Below are 19511 nucleotides of genomic sequence, written 5' to 3'. Positions count from 1 at the left end.
CACCGCCAAACACCGCACCGTGAAGCGCGTTTAACTTTACTCCCGTTGCCGCACGTAGCGTCCGGGCGCAGGCTCGATCACCGGAAATTCGGCCGAACCGGCCGTGGCGCGCGGCTTGACCTTCTTGCCGCCGTACTGATCGAGCCACGTGGTCCATTCCGGCCACCAGCTGCCCGGCACTTCCGACGCGGCGTCGAGCCATTCGTCGGCGCTCTGCGGCAATGTTTTGGCGTCGCCTTCGAGGGTCCAGTAGTTGCGCTTTTTCTTCGCGGGCGGATTGATCACGCCGGCGATGTGCCCCGACGCGCCGAGGACGAATTTCAGCGGCCCGGCGAGCAGCGGCACCGACGCGTAGGCGGATTGCCACGGCACGATATGGTCTTCGCGTGACCCATAGATGAAGGTGGGCACGTCGATCTTCGACAGGTCGATCGGCTCGCCGCAGGTGGTCAGCGCGCCCGGCTCGCGCAGCCGGTTTTCCAGGTACGTGTTGCGCAGATACCAGACGTACATCGGACCCGGCAGGCTGGTCGAGTCGCTGTTCCAGTACAGCAGATCGAACGGCACCGGCGTGCGTCCCTTCAGGTAATTGTCGACGACGTAGTTCCACACCAGGTCGTTCGGCCGCAGGAACGAGAACGTGTTGGCGAACTCGATGCCGCGCATCAATCCCGGCGCGCCGTTCTTGCCGCCGATGGTCTGCTCGCGCATCTGCACGTGCGCCTCGTCGACGAACACGTCGAGCACGCCCGTGTCGGAGAAGTCGAGCATCGCGGTGAGCAACGTCATCGACGCGGCCGGGTGTTCGCCGCGCGCCGCGGCGACCGCCAGCGCGGTGGCGAGCATCGTGCCGCCGACACAGAAGCCGAGTGTGTTGATCTGCTCGCGCCCGCTGATCTGGCTGACCGTCTTGATGGCGGTGAGCACGCCCTCGTCGATGTAATCGTCCCAGCTTTTATGCGCGATGGATTGATCGGCGTTGCGCCATGAAATCAGGAACACCTGGTGTCCCGAATCGAGACCGTGCGCGACCAGCGAGTTCTCCGGCTGCAGATCGAGAATGTAGAACTTGTTGATGCAAGGCGGCACGATCAGCAGCGGCCGCTCGCGCACGGTAGCCGTGCGCGGCTTGTACTGGATCAATTGCAGCAGGTCGTTCTCGAACACCACCGAGCCTTCGGTGTTCGCAAGATTCTCGCCGACCACGAAACGCGATTCGTCGGTCTGCGAAATCTTGCCGCGCTGCATGTCGCCGAGCAGGTTCATCACGCCCTGGCGCAGGCTCTCACCCTTGCTTTCCAGCAAGGTCTTTTGCGCTTCGGGATTCAACGCGAAGAAGTTGCTCGGCGAGGCCGCCGCGGTCCACTGCTGGACCGCGAAACGGATGCGCTCGCGCACCTTCGGCTCGATGTCGAGCGCGTCGACCATTTCCTGCAGATAGCGCGCGTTCAGCAGATACCAGGCGGCGGTGAATGCATAAGCGGGGGTCGCGCTCCATGCTTCGGCACTGAAGCGGCGGTCCTTGAGTTCGGGCGCTTTGGCCGCCGACGAAGCGGCCTGCTGGATCAACTCCATCGCCTCGCGCGAATAGTCGGCTTGCAGTTTCTGCAGACGTTCAGACGGAATCGCCGCGCTCGGGATATTCAGCCCGGCGAACGACGGCATGGACGGCATCGCGCCCGCGGCCAACTTGCTGAAATCGGGCATGCCGGGAAACGACGGAATCTGGGGAAAGCCCATTTGCGCGACGCTGGGCACCTGCGGCATCTGGGGTATGGAGAACGGTACGCCGCCCGCGCCAGGTGGCGTACCGAGCGAGCGCCACGCGTTCATCCACGTGTCGAATAACTGTTGCATGCCGGCGGCGGGCGTTGCGCCGCTCGTACCGGCCTGCTGCGTCTGCTCCTTCGAGGAGTCCGTGCTAGGGGAAGCTGAGGAATGAGAAGCTGCCATACCTGCTTTTGACCGGTAAGTCCTTACGGACGGGTTGAGAGGCAGGTTCGTGCGCACGTGAGCCATTGCTCGCGACCTCGTCACGCCCTGTCCCATGTACGAGGAGCTCGTGAGGAACATTCTTGCTCCCCATCGCAAGGCATGTCAATGCTTGTTCCCGATTTTGACGCAGTGCGATAGTTTTTTAATTATCGTTTTCCCTGTGTAGCAGATCGCGCTTTTTGAAGTCCGGTGATTGGAGCGGGCCGTGAACGAAAAAAGCTCCCGTAACGCTTGGGTTTATGTGTGTTTATCCGTTCGCGCGCAGACACTTTATGCGGCAGATCTACGCCAGCCCCGCGAATTCCGGCAACGCAGCAAAAATGCACCGCGCCGCTCGGCACAAACCCGCATACGCGAGTCCGCGAAACGCGTGGCTCAGGCCATCCGCGCCCGCCAATGCAGCACGCCCGCATGATGACGGATCAGTGTACGAAGCGTCGTCATGCGGGCGTGGTTTTGTCTGAATCGGGAGCGGCGCAGGCCGCGTTAGTCCGCGAGGGTCTGCGCCTGATCGTCCAGCCAGATCAGCGCGGCCATGCGGCCGGTCTCCCGATCGCGGCGATATGAATAGAAACGCTCACGTTCGGTCACCGTGCAGAGATCGCCGCCGACGACGCGCGTCACGCCCAGCGTCTGCAGACGCAAGCGCGCCAGCCCCGGGAGATCCGCGAGATATTTGCCGGGATTGCGCGGATGCTCGACGAATGCGTTCGCCGTGGCCTCCCGTTGTGCGCCGTCGGCACCGTTCATGAAGGCGTCACGCACGTCGGGGCCGACTTCGAACGCGGCGGGACCGATCGACGGCCCGAGATAAGCATGCAGTGCGCGCGTCTCGACACCGGCGAGCTGCGCGACACGCTGCGCGGTCTGCTCGACGATGCCCGCCGCCAGCCCGCGCCAACCCGCATGCGCCGCACCGACCGCGCGGCCCGCTTCGTCGCACAGCAGCACCGGCATGCAGTCGGCCACCATCACCACGCACACGGTGCCGTGGCGATCGGTGACGCTCGCGTCGGCGCGCGTCGGCGTGCCGTCCGCGCGCGCCTGCGCGAGCACATCTTCAGCTCGCACGATGCTCGCGCCGTGAATCTGTTCGAGCCACGCGGCCTCGCTCACGCCCGCGAGATCGAGCAGCCGCTTGCGGTTCAGCGCGACCGCGGCCGGGTCGTCACCGGCTTTCATGCCGAGATTGAGGCCGCCGGGCTGGTCCGCGTCATTACGCCAGCGGCCGAACGGCGGCTGACTCACGCCGCCGTCGCGCGTCGTGACGAGCGCGCGCACGCGCGGCGACACGTTCCATGCGGGTTGCACGACATCGGCAAAGCTCAACTCCGGCAGATTCGGGCTCATGCGTGATCGTCCTTGTCGTGATCGTCCTTGTCGTGATCGTCTGCGTCTTCGGCATCGTCGTCGTGATCGAGGGCGCCGTCTTCGTCGTCATCGAGCGACGCGTCGTAGTCGTCCTCCTCATAGTACGTCTCGTCGAACTCGCCCGCGTCGTCGCGCCCCAGACCGAGCGCCGCCGACAGCACCTCCATGTCTTCCGGCACGTCGGCGCGCCATTGCATCGTGCGACCGGTTTGCGGATGAATCAGCCCGAGCCGCCACGCATGCAGCGCCTGGCGCGCGAAGCCGTCGGGTAGCGGCGTGACCGAGCGCTTGCCGCGCGCGCGCCCATACACCGGGTCGCCGAGCAGCGGATGGCCGATGTGCGCGCAATGCACGCGAATCTGATGGGTGCGGCCGGTTTCGAGATCGCAGTGAATCGCGGTGACCGGCTGACGCTGCCAGATCGCCGAATCGACCCGGCGGAAATGCGTGCGCGCGGGCTTGCCCGACGCGCTCGTCACCACCGCCATGCGCGTGCGTTCGCGCGGATCGCGGCCGATCGGCGCGTCGATCGTGCCCTCTTCCGGCATGTTGCCCCACACCAGCGCGAGATAGCGGCGCTTCACCGTGCGCGCCTGCAACTGGCGCACGAGGTCGGTCTGCGCTTCGAGCGTGCGCGCCACCACCATCAGCCCGGAGGTCTCCTTGTCGAGGCGGTGCACGATGCCCGCGCGCGGCAGGCCCGCCGCGGCGTCGCCGTAGCGGTACAGCAGACCGTTCAGCACCGTGCCGCTCCAGTTGCCCGCCGCCGGATGTACGACCATGCCGGCCGGCTTGTTGATCACCACCAGCGTGTCGTCTTCGTAGACGATGTCGAGCGGCACCGGCTCGGGCGTGAAGGCAAGCTGCTCGGGCAGCAGATCGGGCACGAGCTCGATGGTCGCGCCGAGCGGCACCGGCTGGCGGATTTTCGCCGGCTTGCCGTCGATGCGCACCCGCTCCGCTTCGATCCAGCTTTGCAGCCGGTTGCGGGAGAATTCGGGAAACACCCGCGCAAGCACCTTGTCGAGGCGCTCGCCGGCCAGTTCGTCGGGCACGACGACGCTGCGCGGGCTTTCGTCGGCGACGCGGCTCGCCACGGTCGGCACCATGGCCGGCGCGGCCGTGGCGGCGAGCGCGTCGCTGCCGAGATCGTCGTCGAGGGAATCGACGCCCAACACGTCGGAGGGGTCAGCGCTTACGCTATAATCTTTGTTGCTATTCCCGGCGCCGGTTGCGGCACCTGGAGTATTTGAGCGGGTCATTGAGTCTGGGTCACCTGGACGTAAAGCTAGACTGGAAAATGCGAGCCTTGAACACCATCACTGAAGCGGCGATCAATTTGGCGGCCATCAAGAAGGCGGCCCGGAAAGTGGCCGGATACATTGCGTGTGCCGCAGCCGTCGTCGCCGTTGCGGCTTGCCACGGCCTGCCGGAAAAGACCGACGAAACGGCAACGTGGAACAACAACAAATTATATACGGAGGCGAACGACGCCTTGTCCGGTGGTGATTTCGGCAAGTGCGCGAAATACTTCGAAATGCTCGAAGGCCGTGACCCGTTCGGCCATTTCGCCCAGCAGGCGCAGATCAACGTCGCGTACTGCAACTGGAAAGACAACGAAAACGCCGCCGCCGACACGGCGATCGACCGCTTCATCCAGCTTCACCCGGATCACCCGGACATCGCTTACGCGTACTACCTGAAGGGCATGATCCACTTCAACGACGACCTCGGTCTGTTCGGCCGCTTCTCCGGCCAGGACATGAGCGAGCGCGATCCGAAGTCGCTGCGCGAGTCGTATGACGCGTTCAAGGTGGTGGTCGACCGGTTCCCGAACAGCAAGTATGCGCCGGATGCCGCGCAACGCATGCGCTACATCGTGAACGCGCTGGCCTCGCACGAGGTCCACGCGGCGGATTACTACTATCGCCGCGGCGCGTATGTCGCGGCGATCAACCGCGCGCAACTGGCGCTGCGGGAGTACAAGAACGCACCGGCTATCGAAGACGCGCTGCACATCATGATGCTGTCGTACCAGAAACTGAACCAGCCGCAACTGGCCGACGATACCAAGCGTGTGCTGGCCGGCACCTTCCCCGACAGCCCGTACATCACGGGCCACGCACGGCCGGGTACGCAGAAGTCGTGGTGGCAGTTCTAACGCGCGCCACGCACTGAAACCCAGCTGGAAATAAAAACGCCACGACTTCCGGTCGTGGCGTTTTTATTTGTGCGAACCGCCTGCATCGTTCCGCTACAGGCGGCCAATAAGGCCGTCAGCGGCGCTCAGTCCCGCTCGAACAACGCGATCGATTCCACGTGCGACGTGTGCGGGAACATGTTCACCACGCCCGCGCCGACCAGCCGGTAACCGGCCTCATGCACGAGCAGGCCCGCATCGCGTGCGAGCGTCGCCGGCGCGCACGACACGTAGACGATGCGCTTCGGCAGCGGCCCGTTGCCGCTCTGCGCGATCTCCGCCAGCGCCTTCGCGACGGCCAGCGCGCCTTCGCGCGGCGGGTCGATGAGGAACTTGTCGAAATGGCCAAGCGCGCGCAGGTCGTCGGCGGTGACTTCGAACAGATTGCGGCACGCGAACGACGTATGCCCCGCCACGCCATTCAGTTCGGCATTGGCGAGCGCCCGCGTGGTCAAGACTTCGCTGCCTTCGATGCCCACCACTTCCTTCGCGATCCGCGCGAGCGGCAGCGTGAAGTTGCCGATCCCGCAGAACAGGTCGAGCACACGATCGGTGCGCGCCGGCGCCAGCAGGCGCAACGCCCGGCTGACCAGCACGCGGTTGATCGCGTGATTTACCTGGGTGAAGTCGGTCGGCTTGAACGGCATGCGAATGTCGTATTCCGGCAGCGTGTAGTCGAGCTGCACGTCGAGCGGATAGAGCGGCGCGACCGTGTCCGGGCCGCCGGGCTGAAGCCAGAACTGCACCTTGTGCTCGTCGGCGAAATCGCGCAGCACCTGTTCGTCGGCGGCGGTGATCGGTTCGAGGTTGCGCACTACCAGCGCCGTGACCGACGAGCCGACCGCCAGTTCAAGCTGCGGCATGCAGTCGTAGATCGACAGCTTGCGAACCATGAAACGCAGCGGCATCAGCATCGCCGAGACATGCGGCGGCAGCACTTCGCAGGTCTTCATGTCGGCGATGTAGCTGCTCTTCTTCTCGTGAAAGCCGATGCGCATGCCGCCCTTCTCCGGCAGAAAGCGCACCGCGAGGCGCGCGCGATAGCGATACCCCCAGGCCGGCCCGTGAATCGGCCGGAACACCGTTTCGGGGCGCAGCTTCGCCAGATGCTGCAGGTTGTCTTCGAGCACGCGCTGCTTGACGGCGACCTGCGCGCGGATATCGACGTGCTGCATCGAACAGCCGCCGCAGATATCGAAGTAGGTGCACTTCGGCTTGGTGCGGATCACGCTCTCGCGGAACACCTGAACGACTTCGGCTTGCTCGAACTTCGGCTTGCTGCGATGCGTCGAGTAGCTGACGCGCTCTCCGGGCAATGCGCCTTCGACGAAAATCACCTTGCCGGGCGTGCCGTCTTCGCTCTCGGTGCGGCCGACGCCGCGCGCTTCCATATCGAGCGAATCGATTTCGATGACCGGTTCATTGCCGGTGATGACGGGCGCGGGCGCGGGCGCCGGCGCCTTCTGGTATTTCGCGGGGCGCTTCGGCGAGCGACGATGGGGGGCAGTTCGGGACACCTGCGACTTCCTGACAGACTTGGGGGAAAGGCGAGATTGTAGACGAAGCGCTGCGGTAGCCGGCCGCGCGTGCGATTCGCTGTTGTGTCGTCAACCGCCGCGGCGGCCGGCGATCCGGCGCGGCGCCTCGTCAGCCGGCTCTGGCGCCGGCCAGCGCAACACTACTGCTCGAACGCCGCCAGATACTCGGCCCATTGCGGCGCGACTTCCAGCGCCAGGGCATTCTTGACCAGGTTGATCTCATCAGCATACTCCGCCGCCGAAAAGGCGCCGCGAATCAGCTGAAACCGGCAATACAGCAGATACGTATTGACGACGTCGGTCTCGCAGTAATTACGGATTTCCTCGATGCGGCCTTCCTGATAGGCATGCCACACCTGGCTGCCGTCCATGCCCATCTTGCCGGGAAAGCCGCACATCTTGGCGAGCGCGTCGAGCGGCGCGTTGGCGCGCGCCTGATACATCGCGAGCACGTCCATCAGATCCGTATGGCGCGCGTGATAGCGGCTGATGTAGTTGTTCCACTTGAACTCGCGGTCGTCCTCGCCGAGATCCCAGAAGCGGCTGGCGGGAATACCGTGGACCAATGCCCGATAGTTCAGCACCGGCAGGTCGAATCCGCCACCGTTCCACGACACGAGCTGTGGCGTGTACTTTTCGATCACGCGATAGAACGACTGGATCAGCGCGGCCTCGCCGTCTTCCAGCGTGCCGAGCGAGCGCACGCGGAAACCGTTGTTGTCGCGGAACACGCAGGAGATCGCGGCGATCCGTTGCAGATGATGCGGCAGAAAATCGCTACCGGTCTTTTCACGGCGAGCGGCGAACGCGTGCTCGGCGACTTCGGCGTCGCTCAGCGTGGCAGGCAAATCTTCGAGGCGGCGAATGCCGGCGACATCGGGAATCGTCTCGATGTCGAAAACAAGAATCGGAGTCATCAGGTTATAGAACGGCGTCCTTCCGAACACCGTTGGAGGCGAAGAAGCGCTTCAGACGCACAAGCGCTTCCTGTTGGATCTGGCGCACACGCTCGCGCGTGAGGCCCATTTCGTCGGCCAGTTCTTCGAGCGTGGCGGGTTCGATGTGATTGAGCCCGAAGCGGCGCTCGATCACATGACGATGCTTGTCCGACAGGCGCGCGAGCCACGCCCGCGTGAGCGTTTCCAGCTCGCGATGCTGCACTTCGGCATCCGGCGACTGGCTCTGGTCGTCGGACAGCAGATCGAGCAGGCTGCTCGCCGGATCGAGGTCGAGCGGCGCATCCAGCGAGGCCGTGTGCTCGTTGAGCGCGAGAATGTCGGTGACTTCGTCGGTGGTCTTGCCGGTCAGATAGGCGATGTCGTCGATGCTGGCGTCGCGGCGCTCGGCGGCCTCACCGGAATTCATCGAGTTCTTTTCCAGATGGCGCTTCGCGCGCAACACCTGGTTGAGCTCACGAATCACGTGCACCGGCAAGCGCACGGTGCGCGCCTGGTTCATGATCGCGCGCTCGATGCTTTGACGAATCCACCAGGTCGCATAAGTCGAAAAGCGGAAGCCGCGCGTCGGATCGAATTTTTCGATCGCGTGCATCAGACCGAGGTTGCCCTCTTCGATCAGATCGAGCAAGGGCACGCCGCGATTCAGATAACCCTTCGCGATACTGACGACCAGCCGCAGATTGCGCTCGATCATCACCTGCCGCGCATCGAACTCGCCCGCTTTGGCAAGACGCGAATATTTCTGCTCCTCCTCGACGGTGAGAAGCGGCTTTACGCTAATGCGATTCAGATAATGCTGGATGGTGTCGGCCGTCAGCTCGGCTTGCAGCAGCGCGCGGAAATCGTCGGCATCCGGCGCGGCTTCGCTCGCACCTTCACGGGCGTCGCCGGCTTCGTCGGTGCCGCTCTGACGCTCGTCGAGATCGCGCTCTTCTGCGATCTCTTCTTCCACTTCCGAAGCGCCGCTTTCATCCACCGCAGCGGACGTGGCTTGGCTGATCGTTTCAGTCTCGGCTTGCGGCGGGCGGCGCTTCGATTTCGGCATGGTCGTATCGCTTATTGCGGCGGCAAATACTTCAGTGGGTCGACAGGTTTACCCTGACGGCGAACTTCGAAATGCAACATCACACGGTCGGAATCGCTATTGCCCATCTCAGCGATCTTCTGGCCTTTCGTCACCGCGTCTCCCTCTTTTACCATCAAAGCGCGGTTGTGTGCATACGCGGTGAGATAAGTTGCGTCATGCTTGATGATAATGAGATTGCCGTAACCACGCAGCCCATTTCCGGCATAGACCACGCGGCCATCCGCGGAAGCCTTCACCGCATCGCCTGCGGCACCACCGATATTGACACCTTTGTTGGTCGAATCGTTGAACGTGCCGAGCAGAGGACCGCGCACCGGCCACGCAAACGCGACGTTGCCGGATGCGCCATTGGCCGAGTCGCTGGCGGCGTTCGGATTGGCCGGCGGCGTCATGGCCTGGTTGTTCGCAGTCGCGCCATACAGCGGCGGCACGGCGACGCCGGCTGCGGCGCCCGTCGACGCACCGCCGAGCGGCGCACTCTGCACCGCGCCAGTGCCGCCGATCGGCGCGGTCGAGACACCCGGCGTCAGCCCGGCCGTATTCGCACCCGGCGGCACGACACGCAACAGCTGGTCGACCTCGATCTGATTCGGGTTGGTCAGGTTGTTCCACGTCGAAATATCGCGGTAGTTCTGGCCGTTCTCCAACGCAATCCGGTACAGCGTGTCGCCCGGCTTCACGCGGTAGTAGCCGGGCGGCGGCGGGCCGAGCGGCACGGCCGGCTGCGCGGCCTGGGTGCCGAGTACACCGCCGCCGGAGCGGTCGACGACAGGCGCCTGGTCGAGCCGGGAAGCACAAGCCGTCATCAACAGGGACAAGGCGAGCACGCACACGCTACGCTGGGTTACGGTCATGGGGACATTCAGGCTGGTTCTTTGCATCGCGCGCAACATACTCATCGGTGTCAAATCACTCCGGATTTTAAGGGTACAAAGAAAACGCGATCAAGCCGCGACTCGCGCCATTGCGCAGGCCCAAGGCGCTCGACCAGCGTCAGCACCTGGTTCTGGCCGTCCTGCGAGCCGACCGGCGCAACCAGACGGCCGCCGATCGCGAGTTGTTCAAGCAAGGCCTGCGGCACGTCGAGTCCGGCCGCGGCGATCACGATCGCATCGAACGGCGCCGCCGACGGCAAACCGAGCCGCCCGTCGCCGTAATGCAACCGTATGTTCGGAATACGCAACGGACGCAGATTCGTCTTCGCGCGCTCGGACAGCGGCTTGATGCGTTCGATCGAATACACCTCGCGCGCGACCTGGCTCAGCACCGCCGCCTGATACCCGCAGCCGGTGCCGATTTCGAGCACGTTGGTCAGCGCGCGGCCGGCCGCGGCCAGTTCGATCATTCGCGCGACCACCGAGGGCTTGGAGATCGTCTGGTGATGACCGATCGGCAACGCCGCATCTTCGTACGCCTGGGCCGCGAGGCCCGGGTCGACGAACATGTGGCGCGGCACCACTGACATCGCGTTCAGCACGCGCTGATCGGTCACGCCGTTCGCACGCAGGCGTTCGACCATCCGTTCGCGGACCCGTTCCGAAGTCAGCGCCAATGCGCCGCTCAACGCGACGTTCGGCGCCGTCATGCGCTCGTTGGCGCGGCCGGCGGGTTTGGCGGACGGTGTGGACTGCGCCGCGGTGCGTGCAGTCGGGCTCGGCGTCTGCGCGGCCTTGCCATGTGCGGTCAGTATCGCGGGCCTGGCCGGCGGTTTGATCGATGACGACAGTAATGTCGACGGCGCGGCCTGCGGCTTCGGCTGCGTAATGACTGCCGATTGGGCTGCGGATTGGCCCGGCGGTCTCGCTTGCGGCACGGCTTGAGCCTTGGGCTGAAGCGCGCTCTGCGCTTTGCCCGGCGTTCTCGCTTGCGGCTTCGCGGGCTGTTGACGCGCATTCAGCGCCGCGCTCGCGGCAAGCGCCGCCGCGCGCACTTCGCCCGGGCGCCCCTCGGGCCGGCGCGGTTCGCGCACCAGGTCCTCGAGGCCGAGCGGAAAACGCTTGGCGCGCTCGCTCGTCATGAAGCGCCGCTGCCGGCGCGCGCCCAGTCGCGCGCCGCGGGCAGCATTTGCGTGTGGGTCAGATCGAGCTGCAGCGGCGTGATCGACACCCGGCCGTTGACGACCGCGTGGAAATCGGTGCCTTCGCTCGCGTCGCGCGCGCTGCCCGACGGACCGATCCAGTAGATCGGCTCGCCGCGCGGGTTGGTCTGGCGGATCACCGGCTGCGATGGATGTCGTTTGCCGAGACGCGTGATATGCCAGCCGTCGAGCTGGTCGTAAGGCAGGTTCGGAATATTGACGTTCAGCAATGGATGCCCGGGCAGCGGCTGCTCGAGATAATGCTTAACGATGTCGGCGGCGACACGGGCCGCGTCTTCGAGATGCACCCAGTCTTTGTCGACGAGCGAGAACGCGATGGCCGGCACGCCGAACATGATGCCTTCGGTGGCGGCGGCGACCGTGCCCGAATAGAGCGTGTCTTCGCCCATGTTCTGGCCGTTGTTGATGCCCGAGACCACCAGATCCGGCGTATGGTCGAGCATGCCCGTCAACGCGATGTGCACCGAGTCGGTGGGCGTGCCGTTCACGTAGTAGAAGCCATTGGCCGAGCGCAGGACCGAGAGCGGCCGCGACAGCGTCAACGAATTCGACGCGCCGCTGCAATTCTGTTCGGGAGCCATCACGGTGACGTCCGCAATCGGCTTGAGCGCTTCGTAAAGCGCAGCAAGGCCCGGCGCCAGGTAACCGTCGTCATTGCTGAGTAGGATTCGCATGCGGCGATTGTAACCGAGGAAAGATGGCACGCGAACGACACGGCAGCCATGCGCGCGCCGTATCCGACGCGCGCGTGCAACGTTTGCGGTGAACGATCTCGGGCCACCCGTCGCCGATGCGCCGCACGCATACCGGTCGCCTGCCGCACGATAAAAACGCACGGTCGTGCTGTTTGTTTTACACTCGGACTGCTTGCGAATGTTTGCGAACCCTGATCGATATGGAGACACGATGCGCGCGATTCGCTGTAATCAATACGGGCCGCCGGAGAGCCTGGTCGTCGACAACCTGCCGGACCTCGTGCCGCCGCCCGGCCACGTCGTGATCGACGTCAAAGCCGCAGCCGTCAACTTCCCCGATGTGCTGATCATCGAAAACAAATACCAGTTCAAACCACCCCTGCCCTTCACGCCCGGCTCGGAAGTCGCGGGCGTCGTGCGTGCGGTCGGCGACGGCGTCACGCAGTTCAAGCCTGGCGCGCGCGTGGTCGCGTACACCGGTTCGGGCGGCTTCGCGCAACAGGCGCTGGCACCGGCCGCGGGCTGCGTGCCGCTCGCGGATGGCGTCGAGTTCGACGTGGCCGCGGCATTCACGCTCGCGTACGGCACCTCGCATCACGCGGTGGTCGATCGCGGCGCGTTGCAGGCCGGCGAAACGATGCTGGTGCTGGGCGCGGCGGGCGGCGTCGGGCTGGCGGCCGTCGAGATCGGCAAGGCGCTCGGCGCGCGCGTGATCGCGGCGGCGTCGAGCGACGAGAAGCTCGCCGCCTGTGTCAAACACGGCGCGGACGCGACCATCAACTACAGCACCGAGGATCTGCGCGAGCGCATCAAGGCGCTCACCGACGGCAAAGGCCCGGACGTGATCTACGATCCGGTCGGCGGCGTGTATTCGGAACCGGCGTTTCGCAGCATCGGCTGGCGTGGGCGCTATCTGGTAGTCGGTTTCGCGAACGGCGAGATTCCGAAGTTGCCGCTCAATCTGACGCTGCTCAAAGGTGCGAGCGTGGTCGGCGTCTTCTGGGGTGACTTCGCGAAGCGCGAGCCGCAGCGCAATCACGCCGCGTTCGAGCAGATGACCGGCTGGATCCGCGAAGGCAAGCTCAAACCGTACGTGTCAGCCCGCTATTCGCTCGACGACACCGGCCGCGCCTTGCGCGATATGGCCGAGCGTCGCGTGATCGGGAAGGTGGTGATTACGCCTTGAGCCGGCGTGCGTTTGATCGAGGGTGAAGCGATGCACGATCGAGCGAGCGGCACAAACGAAGACGGCGTGCGGTAGAAACCCGCACGCCGCTTTTTATCGAGCGCCCGCGCCAGCGCGACTACAGTTTCTCGGTGTCGCCGGTCTTCGGCTGCCACTTCATCAAGCGCCGCTCGCCAATCCCGACGATCGCATCGAGCACCAGTGCGAACGCGGTCAACACCAGAATGCCCGCGAACACCGTATTGATATCGAAGGTGCCTTCGGCTTGCAGAATCAGATAGCCGACCCCGCGCGCCGAGCCGAGATACTCGCCCACCACCGAGCCGACGAACGCGAGGCCGACCGACGTATGCAAGCTGGAAAACACCCAGCTCATCGCGCTCGGCAAATAGACGAAGCGCAGCAACTGCTTGCGGTTCGCACCGAGCATGCGTGCGTTCGCGAGCACGACCGGGCTGACTTCCTTCACGCCCTGGTAGACGTTGAAGAAGACGATAAAGAACACCAGCGTCACGCCCAACGCCACCTTCGACCAGATGCCCAAACCGAACCACACGCCGAAGATCGGCGCGAGAATCACGCGCGGCATCGAGTTGGCGGCCTTCACATACGGATCGAACAACGCGCTCGCAAGCGGCGCGAGCGCGAGCCACAGACCGACGCCGAGTCCGAGCGCGGTGCCGAGCACGAACGCGAGCACGGTCTCGACCAGCGTGATCCATAGATGCAGATAGATCTCGCCGCCCGTGAACCACTCCCAGATCCGCTGCAACACCTTCTGCGGCTCGCCGAAGAAGAACGCGGCCTTGTTGGGATCGTCGAAATAGAACGCCGGCAGCAGCGTCGGGCTGGTCAGCACGTACCAGAGCACGAAGCACAGCACGAGCAGTAGCCATTGCCAGATCACCAGATTCGCCCGCCTCGGGCGTAACGTCTTCCACATGACTCGGTTTGCCTTGGACGATTGGAACAACGCGCTGAGCCAGGCGCGCATACACGCGTGCGGCACGGCACAGCGCCAGACGACACGCGCGATTAGACCGCGCTCAGTTGCTGCTGATACCCCTTGAGCACTTCATCACGCAGCACGCTCCAGATCTGCGCATGCAGCTCGACGAAACGCGGATGCGCACGAATTTCGGCGACGTCACGCGGACGCGGCAAATCGATCGTGAATTCGCCGATCGGATGCGTGCCCGGCCCCGCCGACAACACCACCACGCGATCGGACATCGCAATCGCCTCGTCGAGATCGTGCGTGATGAACAACACCGCCTTGCGCTTGGCGGCCCACAGGTCAAGCAGTTCGTTTTCCATCAATTGGCGCGTCTGGATATCGAGCGCGGAAAACGGCTCGTCCATCAGGATGATGTCCGGATCCAGAATCAGCGTCTGCGCCATCGCGACGCGCTTGCGCATGCCGCCCGAGAGTTGATGCGGATAGCGATCGCCGAAGCCGCCGAGACCGACGCGCTTTAACCACTCGTCGGCTTTGGCGCGCGCTTGCGGCGCCGGCACGCCTTGAAACGAGAGGCCGGCCATCACGTTGTCGATTGCCGAGCGCCACGGCATCAGCGCGTCGGCCTGGAACATGTAGCCGGCGCGCCGGTTGATGCCGTCGAGCGGCTCGCCGAACACGCTGACCGAACCCGAGGACGGCGTCAGCAAGCCCGCGCCGACGTTCAACAGCGTGGATTTACCGCAGCCGGTCGGACCGACCACCGAGACGAACTCGCCCGGCGCGATGCGCAACGTGGTGTCCTTGACCGCCGTGTAGCGCTGCGCGCGATTGTCGCGCGCAGCGAACGTGCAGGTGATGTTGTCGAGCGCCAGGGCGGCTACGGTCATCGTTCAGCTCGCTTGTTCGAAGATCGGTTTGGGTAAGGGGTGGTGTCGTAGCGGCGTCATGGCGGCGCCTTGCGCTCAGAGCGGCGCGGGCGCGGCGAACCCAGCGAACGCCGCGTCTGCGCTGCCTCGCGTGCGCCTGCCCGAGCGCGCTTTACACCTTGACCGTGGTCAGCGCTTTCTTCACGAAGTCGTTGGTCCACGCCTTCGACAGATCGATCGGCTTGCCCTGTATGTTCGGATCGAACGCCTGCAAGGTCTTCAGCGACGTCGCCGGACCATCGGCGGGCATCAGGCCGTCGGGCGACATCGCTTCCTTCACATGCTGCCACGCGTCCAGATACACCGCGCGGTCGCCGAGCAGATAGCCTTCCGGCACCGTGTTGATCAGCTCGCTGCCGGTCGACGCCTGCAGCCACTTGAGCGCGCGCACCATCGCGTTGGTGAGCGCCTGCGTGGTGTTCGGATTCTTCGTGATGAAGCTCTGCGACGCGTACAGGCAGCCCGCCGGCATGTTGCCGCCGAACACGCTGTGCGTATCGGCAAGTGTGCGCGTGTCGGACACGACACGAATCTCGCCGGTGCGCTCGAGCTTGGTCATGACCGGGTCGAGATTGGCAATCGCATCGATCTGCCCCGACTGCAGCGCGGCGATCGCCCCGGCGCCCGCGCCCACGCCGATGAACGCGACATCTTTCGCGCTCAGCCCGGCCTTCGCGAGTACGAAGCTCGCCATGATCGAGGTCGAGGAACCCGGCGCCGTCACGCCGATCTTCTTGCCCTTGAGATCGGCAATGGATTTGTAGTTCGGCATCGTCTTCTTCGATACCGCCAGCACGATCTGCGGCGCGCGTCCTTGCAGCACGAATTCGCGGAACATCTGTTTCTGCGCCTGCAACAGCAGCGTGTGTTCGAACGCACCGGAGACCACGTCCGCGCTGCCGCCGACCGCAGCCTTCAATGCCTGCGAGCCGCCGGCGAAATCGGAAATCTCGACGTCGAGGCCTTCGTCCTTGAAGTAATTGCGACGCTCTGCAATCGTCAGCGGCAGATAGTAGAACAGGTTCTTGCCGCCGACCGCGATCGCTACTTTGGTGGTTTCAGGTTTGCCCTGCGCGAAAGCGAGCGGCGAAGCCGCCAGCGTCGCGCCCGCGAGCGCGGCACTACCGGCGAGGAAGGTTCTGCGTTGCATGGTCTGTCGTCTCCGAACTTTTGTTGTGCGGCTTTTTTGAAGCTTTTTTTTCGCGGCTGCTCGCGGTTGCGCATGATTGTGCGCGGTTGCCATTTACCTGCTTTTTGCAGCCGTTTTCGCAGCCGTTTTTATCGCTGCTGTGTTTTCTTGCGCGGCGCTCGTGGGCGCCGCGTTCGTGTCGCGCGTCGCGCGGCTGCTTGCGCCGCGCCAGGCTTCACACTATCTGTTGCGCATGCAGCCTTGCGATGTCGTCAGCATCATAACCTAGCGATTGCAGGACTTCATCGGTATGTTCACCCAGTTCGGGACCGAGCCAGCGCGTCTCGCCCGGCGTCGCCGAAAGCTTCGGCGTGACCGACGGCAGCGTGATTTCCTTGCCGTCCTGCCACTTGAAGCGCTGGATCATCTGGCGCGCCATGAACTGCGGATCGGTGAACATATCCGCCACGCTGTAGATGCGGCCAACCGGCACATCGGCCGCGTTCAGCACCGCGAGCGCTTCGTCGATGGTGCGCGTGGCGAGCCACGCGGCAATCGCGCCGTCGATCTCCTGTGTGCGCGGCACGCGCCCGTCGTTATGCGCGAGCCCCGGATCGTTCGCGAGGTCCTCGCGCTCGATCGCCATCATCAGCCGCTTGAAGATCGGATCGCTGTTGCCGCCGATCACGATGCTGCCGTCGCGGCACGGATACGTGTTCGACGGCACGATGCCCGGCAGCGATGCGCCGGTGCGCTCGCGCACCATGCCGTACACGCCGTATTCGGGCACCACGCTTTCCATCATGTTGAAGACGGCCTCATACAGCGCGACGTCGACGACCTGCCCCTTGCCGCCGTTGACCTGCTTGTGATGCAGCGCCATCAACGCGCCGATCACGCCGTGCAGCGCGGCGATCGAATCGCCGATCGAAATGCCGATGCGCGGCGGCGGCAAGTCAGGATAGCCGGTGATATGCCGCAAGCCGCCCATCGATTCGGCGATCGCGCCGAAGCCGGGCCGGTCGCGATACGGGCCGCTCTGGCCGTAGCCGGACAGACGCACCATCACGAGGCCGGGGTTATCCGCGGACAGCACGTCATAACCGAGTCCGAGTTTCTCCAGCAGACCCGGCCGGAAATTCTCGACGACGATGTCCGCTTCTTTCGCGAGACGCCGCACGATCTCCTTGCCCTCTTCGGCCTTCAGATTGATCGTGACGGACTTCTTGTTGCGCGCCTGCACGGCCCACCACAGCGAGGTGCCGCCGACTTCCGGATAGAGCTTGCGCCATTTGCGCAGCGGATCGCCGCCTTTGGGGTCTTCGATCTTGATGACGTCGGCGCCGAACTCACCGAGAAAACGCGCGGCGAACGGGCCCGCGATCAGCGTGCCGAGTTCCAGCACCTTGACACCGGCGAGCGGGCCGCGCGGTGCCTGATTCTGGCCATCATGCGCGGCGCTCGCGTCAGATTCGGGGGTAGCGCTCATGTGTCTCCTTTCTTCTGTTTCTGACCTGCGCGGTTTCAACCTGTGCGGTCATAACGGTTCAGGCTGCGGCCGCGACGCGTGCCCGATGCCGCAGCCGCGCCCGTTGCTTGCGCGGCATGGCGTGCAGGTCGCCGTGGTATTACATCGAACGCCGGTCGAGCATCGCGCGCGCGATCGTGCCGGCGTCGACATACTCGAGCTCGCCACCCACCGGCACGCCGCGCGCGAGACGCGTGACGGCGAGACCGCGCGCCTTGAGCGTCTGCCCGAGGTAGTGCGCGGTTGCTTCGCCTTCGTTGGTGAAATTGGTCGCGAGCACGACTTCCTTGACGACCCCGTCTGAGGCGCGCCTGACCAGCCGGTCGAAATGAATCTCCTTCGGGCCGATGCCGTCGAGCGGACTCAGCCGCCCCATCAGCACGAAATACAGGCCGCGATAGGTCATGGTCTGCTCGAGCATGATCTGGTCGGCAGGCGTTTCGACGACGCACAGCAGCGTCGGATCGCGCTCCTCATCGAGGCAGACTTCGCAGATCTGCGCTTCGGTAAAGGTGTTGCACTTCTCGCAGTGCTTCAGATGCTCAGTCGCGAACAGCAACGAGCGGCCGAGCTTCCCGGCGCCCTCCCGATCGTGCTGCATCAGGTGATACGCCATGCGTTGCGCGGACTTCGGCCCGACTCCGGGCAGCGCGCGCAGCGCTTCGACGAGCGCCGACAAGGCGGAAGGTTGTTTCATGCGGATCGGCGTCGAAGTGGATGATGCCCGTGATGGATGCGGGTCGCGATGCAGTGAATTCGGTCAGGCATTGTCTGCCGGCGCGGTCGTGGCCGGGAGGCCTGCGTCCTCGCGTCTGATGGACGGTTCGAGCGACCGGGCGCGCACCGATGCGAATGGACTGCGCATACAAGTCGCGCGCTGCGCTCAGGCCGCCCGGTTCGCACGTTGCCTTCGCGCGTGCCGCTCGGCGGCGCCGGTCTGTACGCTCCGTTCACGCCGCGGCGGCAGCAGCCGCGGCGCTCACGCGCGTGGCGACGGCGTCGTTCAGAACGGCAGCTTGAAGCCCGGCGGCAGCGGCAGACCCGAAGTCATGCCGCCCATCTTTTCCTGGGCGGTGGCTTCGGCCTTGCGCACGGCGTCGTTGAACGCCGCCGCGACGAGGTCTTCCAGCATGTCCTTGTCGTCGGCGAGCAGGCTCGGGTCGATCGACACGCGGCGCACGTCGTTCTTGCAGGTCATCGTCACCTTCACGAGACCGGCGCCCGACTGCCCCTCGACTTCGATCAGCGCGAGTTGCTCCTGCATCTTCTTCATGTTTTCCTGCATCTGCTGGGCTTGCTTCATTAGCCCGGCGAGTTGGCCTTTCATCATGGACATGCTCCTTCTTGATAGCGTGAAATCTGGAAATCGGGCGCGCTACAGCGGATAGCGCGGCGAATCAGTGGGCCGGCGACGCGCCGTTCGCTGCGGCGTCCGGTGTAATCGGGCGGATCGAGCCGGGCACGATGCTCGCGCCGAACTCGCGGATCAGCGACTGCACGAACGGATCGGCGCCGATCTCGCGCTCCGCTTCCTGCTGACGCTGCGCGCGCATCGCGGCGTCGTGCGCGGCGGCGGTGCGGCGCGCCGCACCGACTTCGACCAGCACCTCGATCTGCCGGCCGAGCCTTTCCGCAAGCGCGGCCTTCAGTTTAGCGACCTGCGACGCTTCCGCGTACTGCGGCACCGGTACATTCAGCTTGAGCGTGTTGCCGTCGAGCGCCATCAGTTCGCTGTTGAACGCGAGCTGATACGAAATGCCCTTGAGCGGCAGATCGACGGCGAGCGCGGGCCAGTCGCCGTTGAAACCCAGCGGGTCGAGCGGCACGGCGGGCGGCAG

18 protein-coding genes are annotated in these 19511 nt (G+C 64.8%); 2 read left to right on the top strand and 16 right to left on the bottom strand.

Annotation, left to right across the window (positions count from 1 at the left end):
- Positions 1 to 36: 36 nt before the first annotated feature.
- The 3 genes from phaC to PQQ53_RS12580 form a co-directional block, all read right to left on the bottom strand.
- Complete coding sequence (phaC, locus tag PQQ53_RS12590) at positions 37 to 1857, bottom strand: class I poly(R)-hydroxyalkanoic acid synthase (protein ID WP_408143249.1); 1821 nt, start codon at positions 1855 to 1857, stop codon at positions 37 to 39.
- 624 nt (positions 1858 to 2481) lie between these two features.
- Positions 2482 to 3345: a peptidoglycan editing factor PgeF gene (pgeF, locus tag PQQ53_RS12585; protein ID WP_408324295.1), complete on the bottom strand. Its 864-nt coding sequence runs from the start codon at positions 3343 to 3345 to the stop codon at positions 2482 to 2484.
- Positions 3342 to 4628 carry an RluA family pseudouridine synthase gene (locus PQQ53_RS12580; RefSeq protein WP_408324294.1) on the bottom strand — a complete coding sequence of 429 codons (1287 nt, stop codon included), beginning with the start codon at positions 4626 to 4628 and terminating at the stop codon, positions 3342 to 3344. Before PQQ53_RS12580 ends, pgeF begins: the two co-directional genes overlap by 4 nt.
- A 38-nt stretch (positions 4629 to 4666) precedes the next feature.
- Here PQQ53_RS12580 and PQQ53_RS12575 point away from each other — a divergent pair, with 38 nt between their 5' ends.
- A complete protein-coding gene (locus PQQ53_RS12575) occupies positions 4667 to 5527 on the top strand; it encodes an outer membrane protein assembly factor BamD (RefSeq protein ID WP_168668490.1) in 861 nt (286 codons plus the stop codon).
- A gap of 125 nt (positions 5528 to 5652) precedes the next feature.
- Here the strand turns inward: PQQ53_RS12575 and rlmD are convergent, their stop codons facing one another.
- From rlmD to surE, 6 genes are all read right to left on the bottom strand, one after another.
- The gene (rlmD, locus tag PQQ53_RS12570; protein ID WP_408143219.1) at positions 5653 to 7083 is read right to left on the bottom strand and encodes a 23S rRNA (uracil(1939)-C(5))-methyltransferase RlmD; all 1431 of its coding nucleotides are present in this window, start codon (positions 7081 to 7083) and stop codon (positions 5653 to 5655) included.
- A gap of 161 nt (positions 7084 to 7244) precedes the next feature.
- Entirely contained in the window at positions 7245 to 8021 is a 777-nt protein-coding gene (locus tag PQQ53_RS12565) for a 3'-5' exonuclease (protein WP_408143218.1), read from the bottom strand.
- Between the two features lie 4 nt (positions 8022 to 8025).
- Entirely contained in the window at positions 8026 to 9108 is a 1083-nt protein-coding gene (rpoS, locus tag PQQ53_RS12560) for an RNA polymerase sigma factor RpoS (RefSeq protein ID WP_408143216.1), read from the bottom strand.
- An 11-nt stretch (positions 9109 to 9119) separates the two neighbouring features.
- On the bottom strand, positions 9120 to 10049 hold the full coding sequence (locus PQQ53_RS12555; protein ID WP_408324292.1) for a peptidoglycan DD-metalloendopeptidase family protein: 930 nt from the start codon (positions 10047 to 10049) through the stop codon (positions 9120 to 9122).
- A 5-nt stretch (positions 10050 to 10054) separates the two neighbouring features.
- Complete coding sequence (locus tag PQQ53_RS12550; protein WP_408324290.1) at positions 10055 to 11167, bottom strand: protein-L-isoaspartate(D-aspartate) O-methyltransferase; 1113 nt, start codon at positions 11165 to 11167, stop codon at positions 10055 to 10057.
- The gene (gene surE, locus PQQ53_RS12545; RefSeq protein WP_408143210.1) at positions 11164 to 11922 is read right to left on the bottom strand and encodes a 5'/3'-nucleotidase SurE; all 759 of its coding nucleotides are present in this window, start codon (positions 11920 to 11922) and stop codon (positions 11164 to 11166) included. The genes PQQ53_RS12550 and surE overlap by 4 nt, the downstream gene beginning before the upstream one ends.
- Before the next feature lie 232 nt (positions 11923 to 12154).
- Between surE and PQQ53_RS12540 the strand changes: the two genes are divergently transcribed.
- On the top strand, positions 12155 to 13129 hold the full coding sequence (locus PQQ53_RS12540; RefSeq protein WP_408324288.1) for an NADPH:quinone oxidoreductase family protein: 975 nt from the start codon (positions 12155 to 12157) through the stop codon (positions 13127 to 13129).
- Positions 13130 to 13247: 118 nt separating this feature from the next.
- Here the strand turns inward: PQQ53_RS12540 and PQQ53_RS12535 are convergent, their stop codons facing one another.
- The 7 genes from PQQ53_RS12535 to PQQ53_RS12505 all read right to left on the bottom strand — a co-directional run.
- Entirely contained in the window at positions 13248 to 14072 is an 825-nt protein-coding gene (locus tag PQQ53_RS12535) for an ABC transporter permease (protein ID WP_042323772.1), read from the bottom strand.
- A gap of 92 nt (positions 14073 to 14164) precedes the next feature.
- Entirely contained in the window at positions 14165 to 14977 is an 813-nt protein-coding gene (locus PQQ53_RS12530) for an ABC transporter ATP-binding protein (RefSeq protein WP_121318369.1), read from the bottom strand.
- A gap of 151 nt (positions 14978 to 15128) precedes the next feature.
- Positions 15129 to 16166, bottom strand: a complete 1038-nt coding sequence (locus PQQ53_RS12525) for an ABC transporter substrate-binding protein (protein WP_408143205.1) — start codon at positions 16164 to 16166, stop codon at positions 15129 to 15131.
- 214 nt (positions 16167 to 16380) lie between these two features.
- Positions 16381 to 17634, bottom strand: a complete 1254-nt coding sequence (locus tag PQQ53_RS12520; protein WP_408324287.1) for a CaiB/BaiF CoA transferase family protein — start codon at positions 17632 to 17634, stop codon at positions 16381 to 16383.
- Positions 17635 to 17773: 139 nt separating this feature from the next.
- Positions 17774 to 18370, bottom strand: a complete 597-nt coding sequence (gene recR, locus PQQ53_RS12515) for a recombination mediator RecR (protein WP_168668462.1) — start codon at positions 18368 to 18370, stop codon at positions 17774 to 17776.
- Between the two features lie 306 nt (positions 18371 to 18676).
- Entirely contained in the window at positions 18677 to 19003 is a 327-nt protein-coding gene (locus tag PQQ53_RS12510) for a YbaB/EbfC family nucleoid-associated protein (RefSeq protein ID WP_007182071.1), read from the bottom strand.
- 67 nt (positions 19004 to 19070) lie between these two features.
- Positions 19071 to 19511, bottom strand: a 441-nt coding sequence (locus PQQ53_RS12505; protein WP_408324285.1) for a DNA polymerase III subunit gamma/tau C-terminal domain-containing protein, incomplete at its 5' end; no start/stop codon positions are given.

This window comes from Paraburkholderia strydomiana (assembly GCF_046030495.1).
Classification (GTDB): domain Bacteria; phylum Pseudomonadota; class Gammaproteobacteria; order Burkholderiales; family Burkholderiaceae; genus Paraburkholderia; species Paraburkholderia strydomiana_A.
This window is presented reverse-complemented; position numbering and strand designations above follow the sequence as displayed.

Coding starts and splice junctions, on each gene's coding strand:
- phaC (WP_408143249.1), bottom strand. CDS start 1,857: ATGCAACAGTTATTCGACACGTGGATGAACGCGTGGCGCTCGCTCGGT.
- pgeF (WP_408324295.1), bottom strand. CDS start 3,345: ATGAGCCCGAATCTGCCGGAGTTGAGCTTTGCCGATGTCGTGCAACCC.
- PQQ53_RS12580 (WP_408324294.1), bottom strand. CDS start 4,628: ATGACCCGCTCAAATACTCCAGGTGCCGCAACCGGCGCCGGGAATAGC.
- PQQ53_RS12575 (WP_168668490.1), top strand. CDS start 4,667: ATGCGAGCCTTGAACACCATCACTGAAGCGGCGATCAATTTGGCGGCC.
- PQQ53_RS12565 (WP_408143218.1), bottom strand. CDS start 8,021: ATGACTCCGATTCTTGTTTTCGACATCGAGACGATTCCCGATGTCGCC.
- rpoS (WP_408143216.1), bottom strand. CDS start 9,108: ATGCCGAAATCGAAGCGCCGCCCGCCGCAAGCCGAGACTGAAACGATC.
- PQQ53_RS12555 (WP_408324292.1), bottom strand. CDS start 10,049: ATGAGTATGTTGCGCGCGATGCAAAGAACCAGCCTGAATGTCCCCATG.
- PQQ53_RS12550 (WP_408324290.1), bottom strand. CDS start 11,167: ATGACGAGCGAGCGCGCCAAGCGTTTTCCGCTCGGCCTCGAGGACCTG.
- surE (WP_408143210.1), bottom strand. CDS start 11,922: ATGCGAATCCTACTCAGCAATGACGACGGTTACCTGGCGCCGGGCCTT.
- PQQ53_RS12540 (WP_408324288.1), top strand. CDS start 12,155: ATGCGCGCGATTCGCTGTAATCAATACGGGCCGCCGGAGAGCCTGGTC.
- PQQ53_RS12535 (WP_042323772.1), bottom strand. CDS start 14,072: ATGTGGAAGACGTTACGCCCGAGGCGGGCGAATCTGGTGATCTGGCAA.
- PQQ53_RS12530 (WP_121318369.1), bottom strand. CDS start 14,977: ATGACCGTAGCCGCCCTGGCGCTCGACAACATCACCTGCACGTTCGCT.
- PQQ53_RS12525 (WP_408143205.1), bottom strand. CDS start 16,166: ATGCAACGCAGAACCTTCCTCGCCGGTAGTGCCGCGCTCGCGGGCGCG.
- PQQ53_RS12520 (WP_408324287.1), bottom strand. CDS start 17,634: ATGAGCGCTACCCCCGAATCTGACGCGAGCGCCGCGCATGATGGCCAG.
- recR (WP_168668462.1), bottom strand. CDS start 18,370: ATGAAACAACCTTCCGCCTTGTCGGCGCTCGTCGAAGCGCTGCGCGCG.
- PQQ53_RS12510 (WP_007182071.1), bottom strand. CDS start 19,003: ATGATGAAAGGCCAACTCGCCGGGCTAATGAAGCAAGCCCAGCAGATG.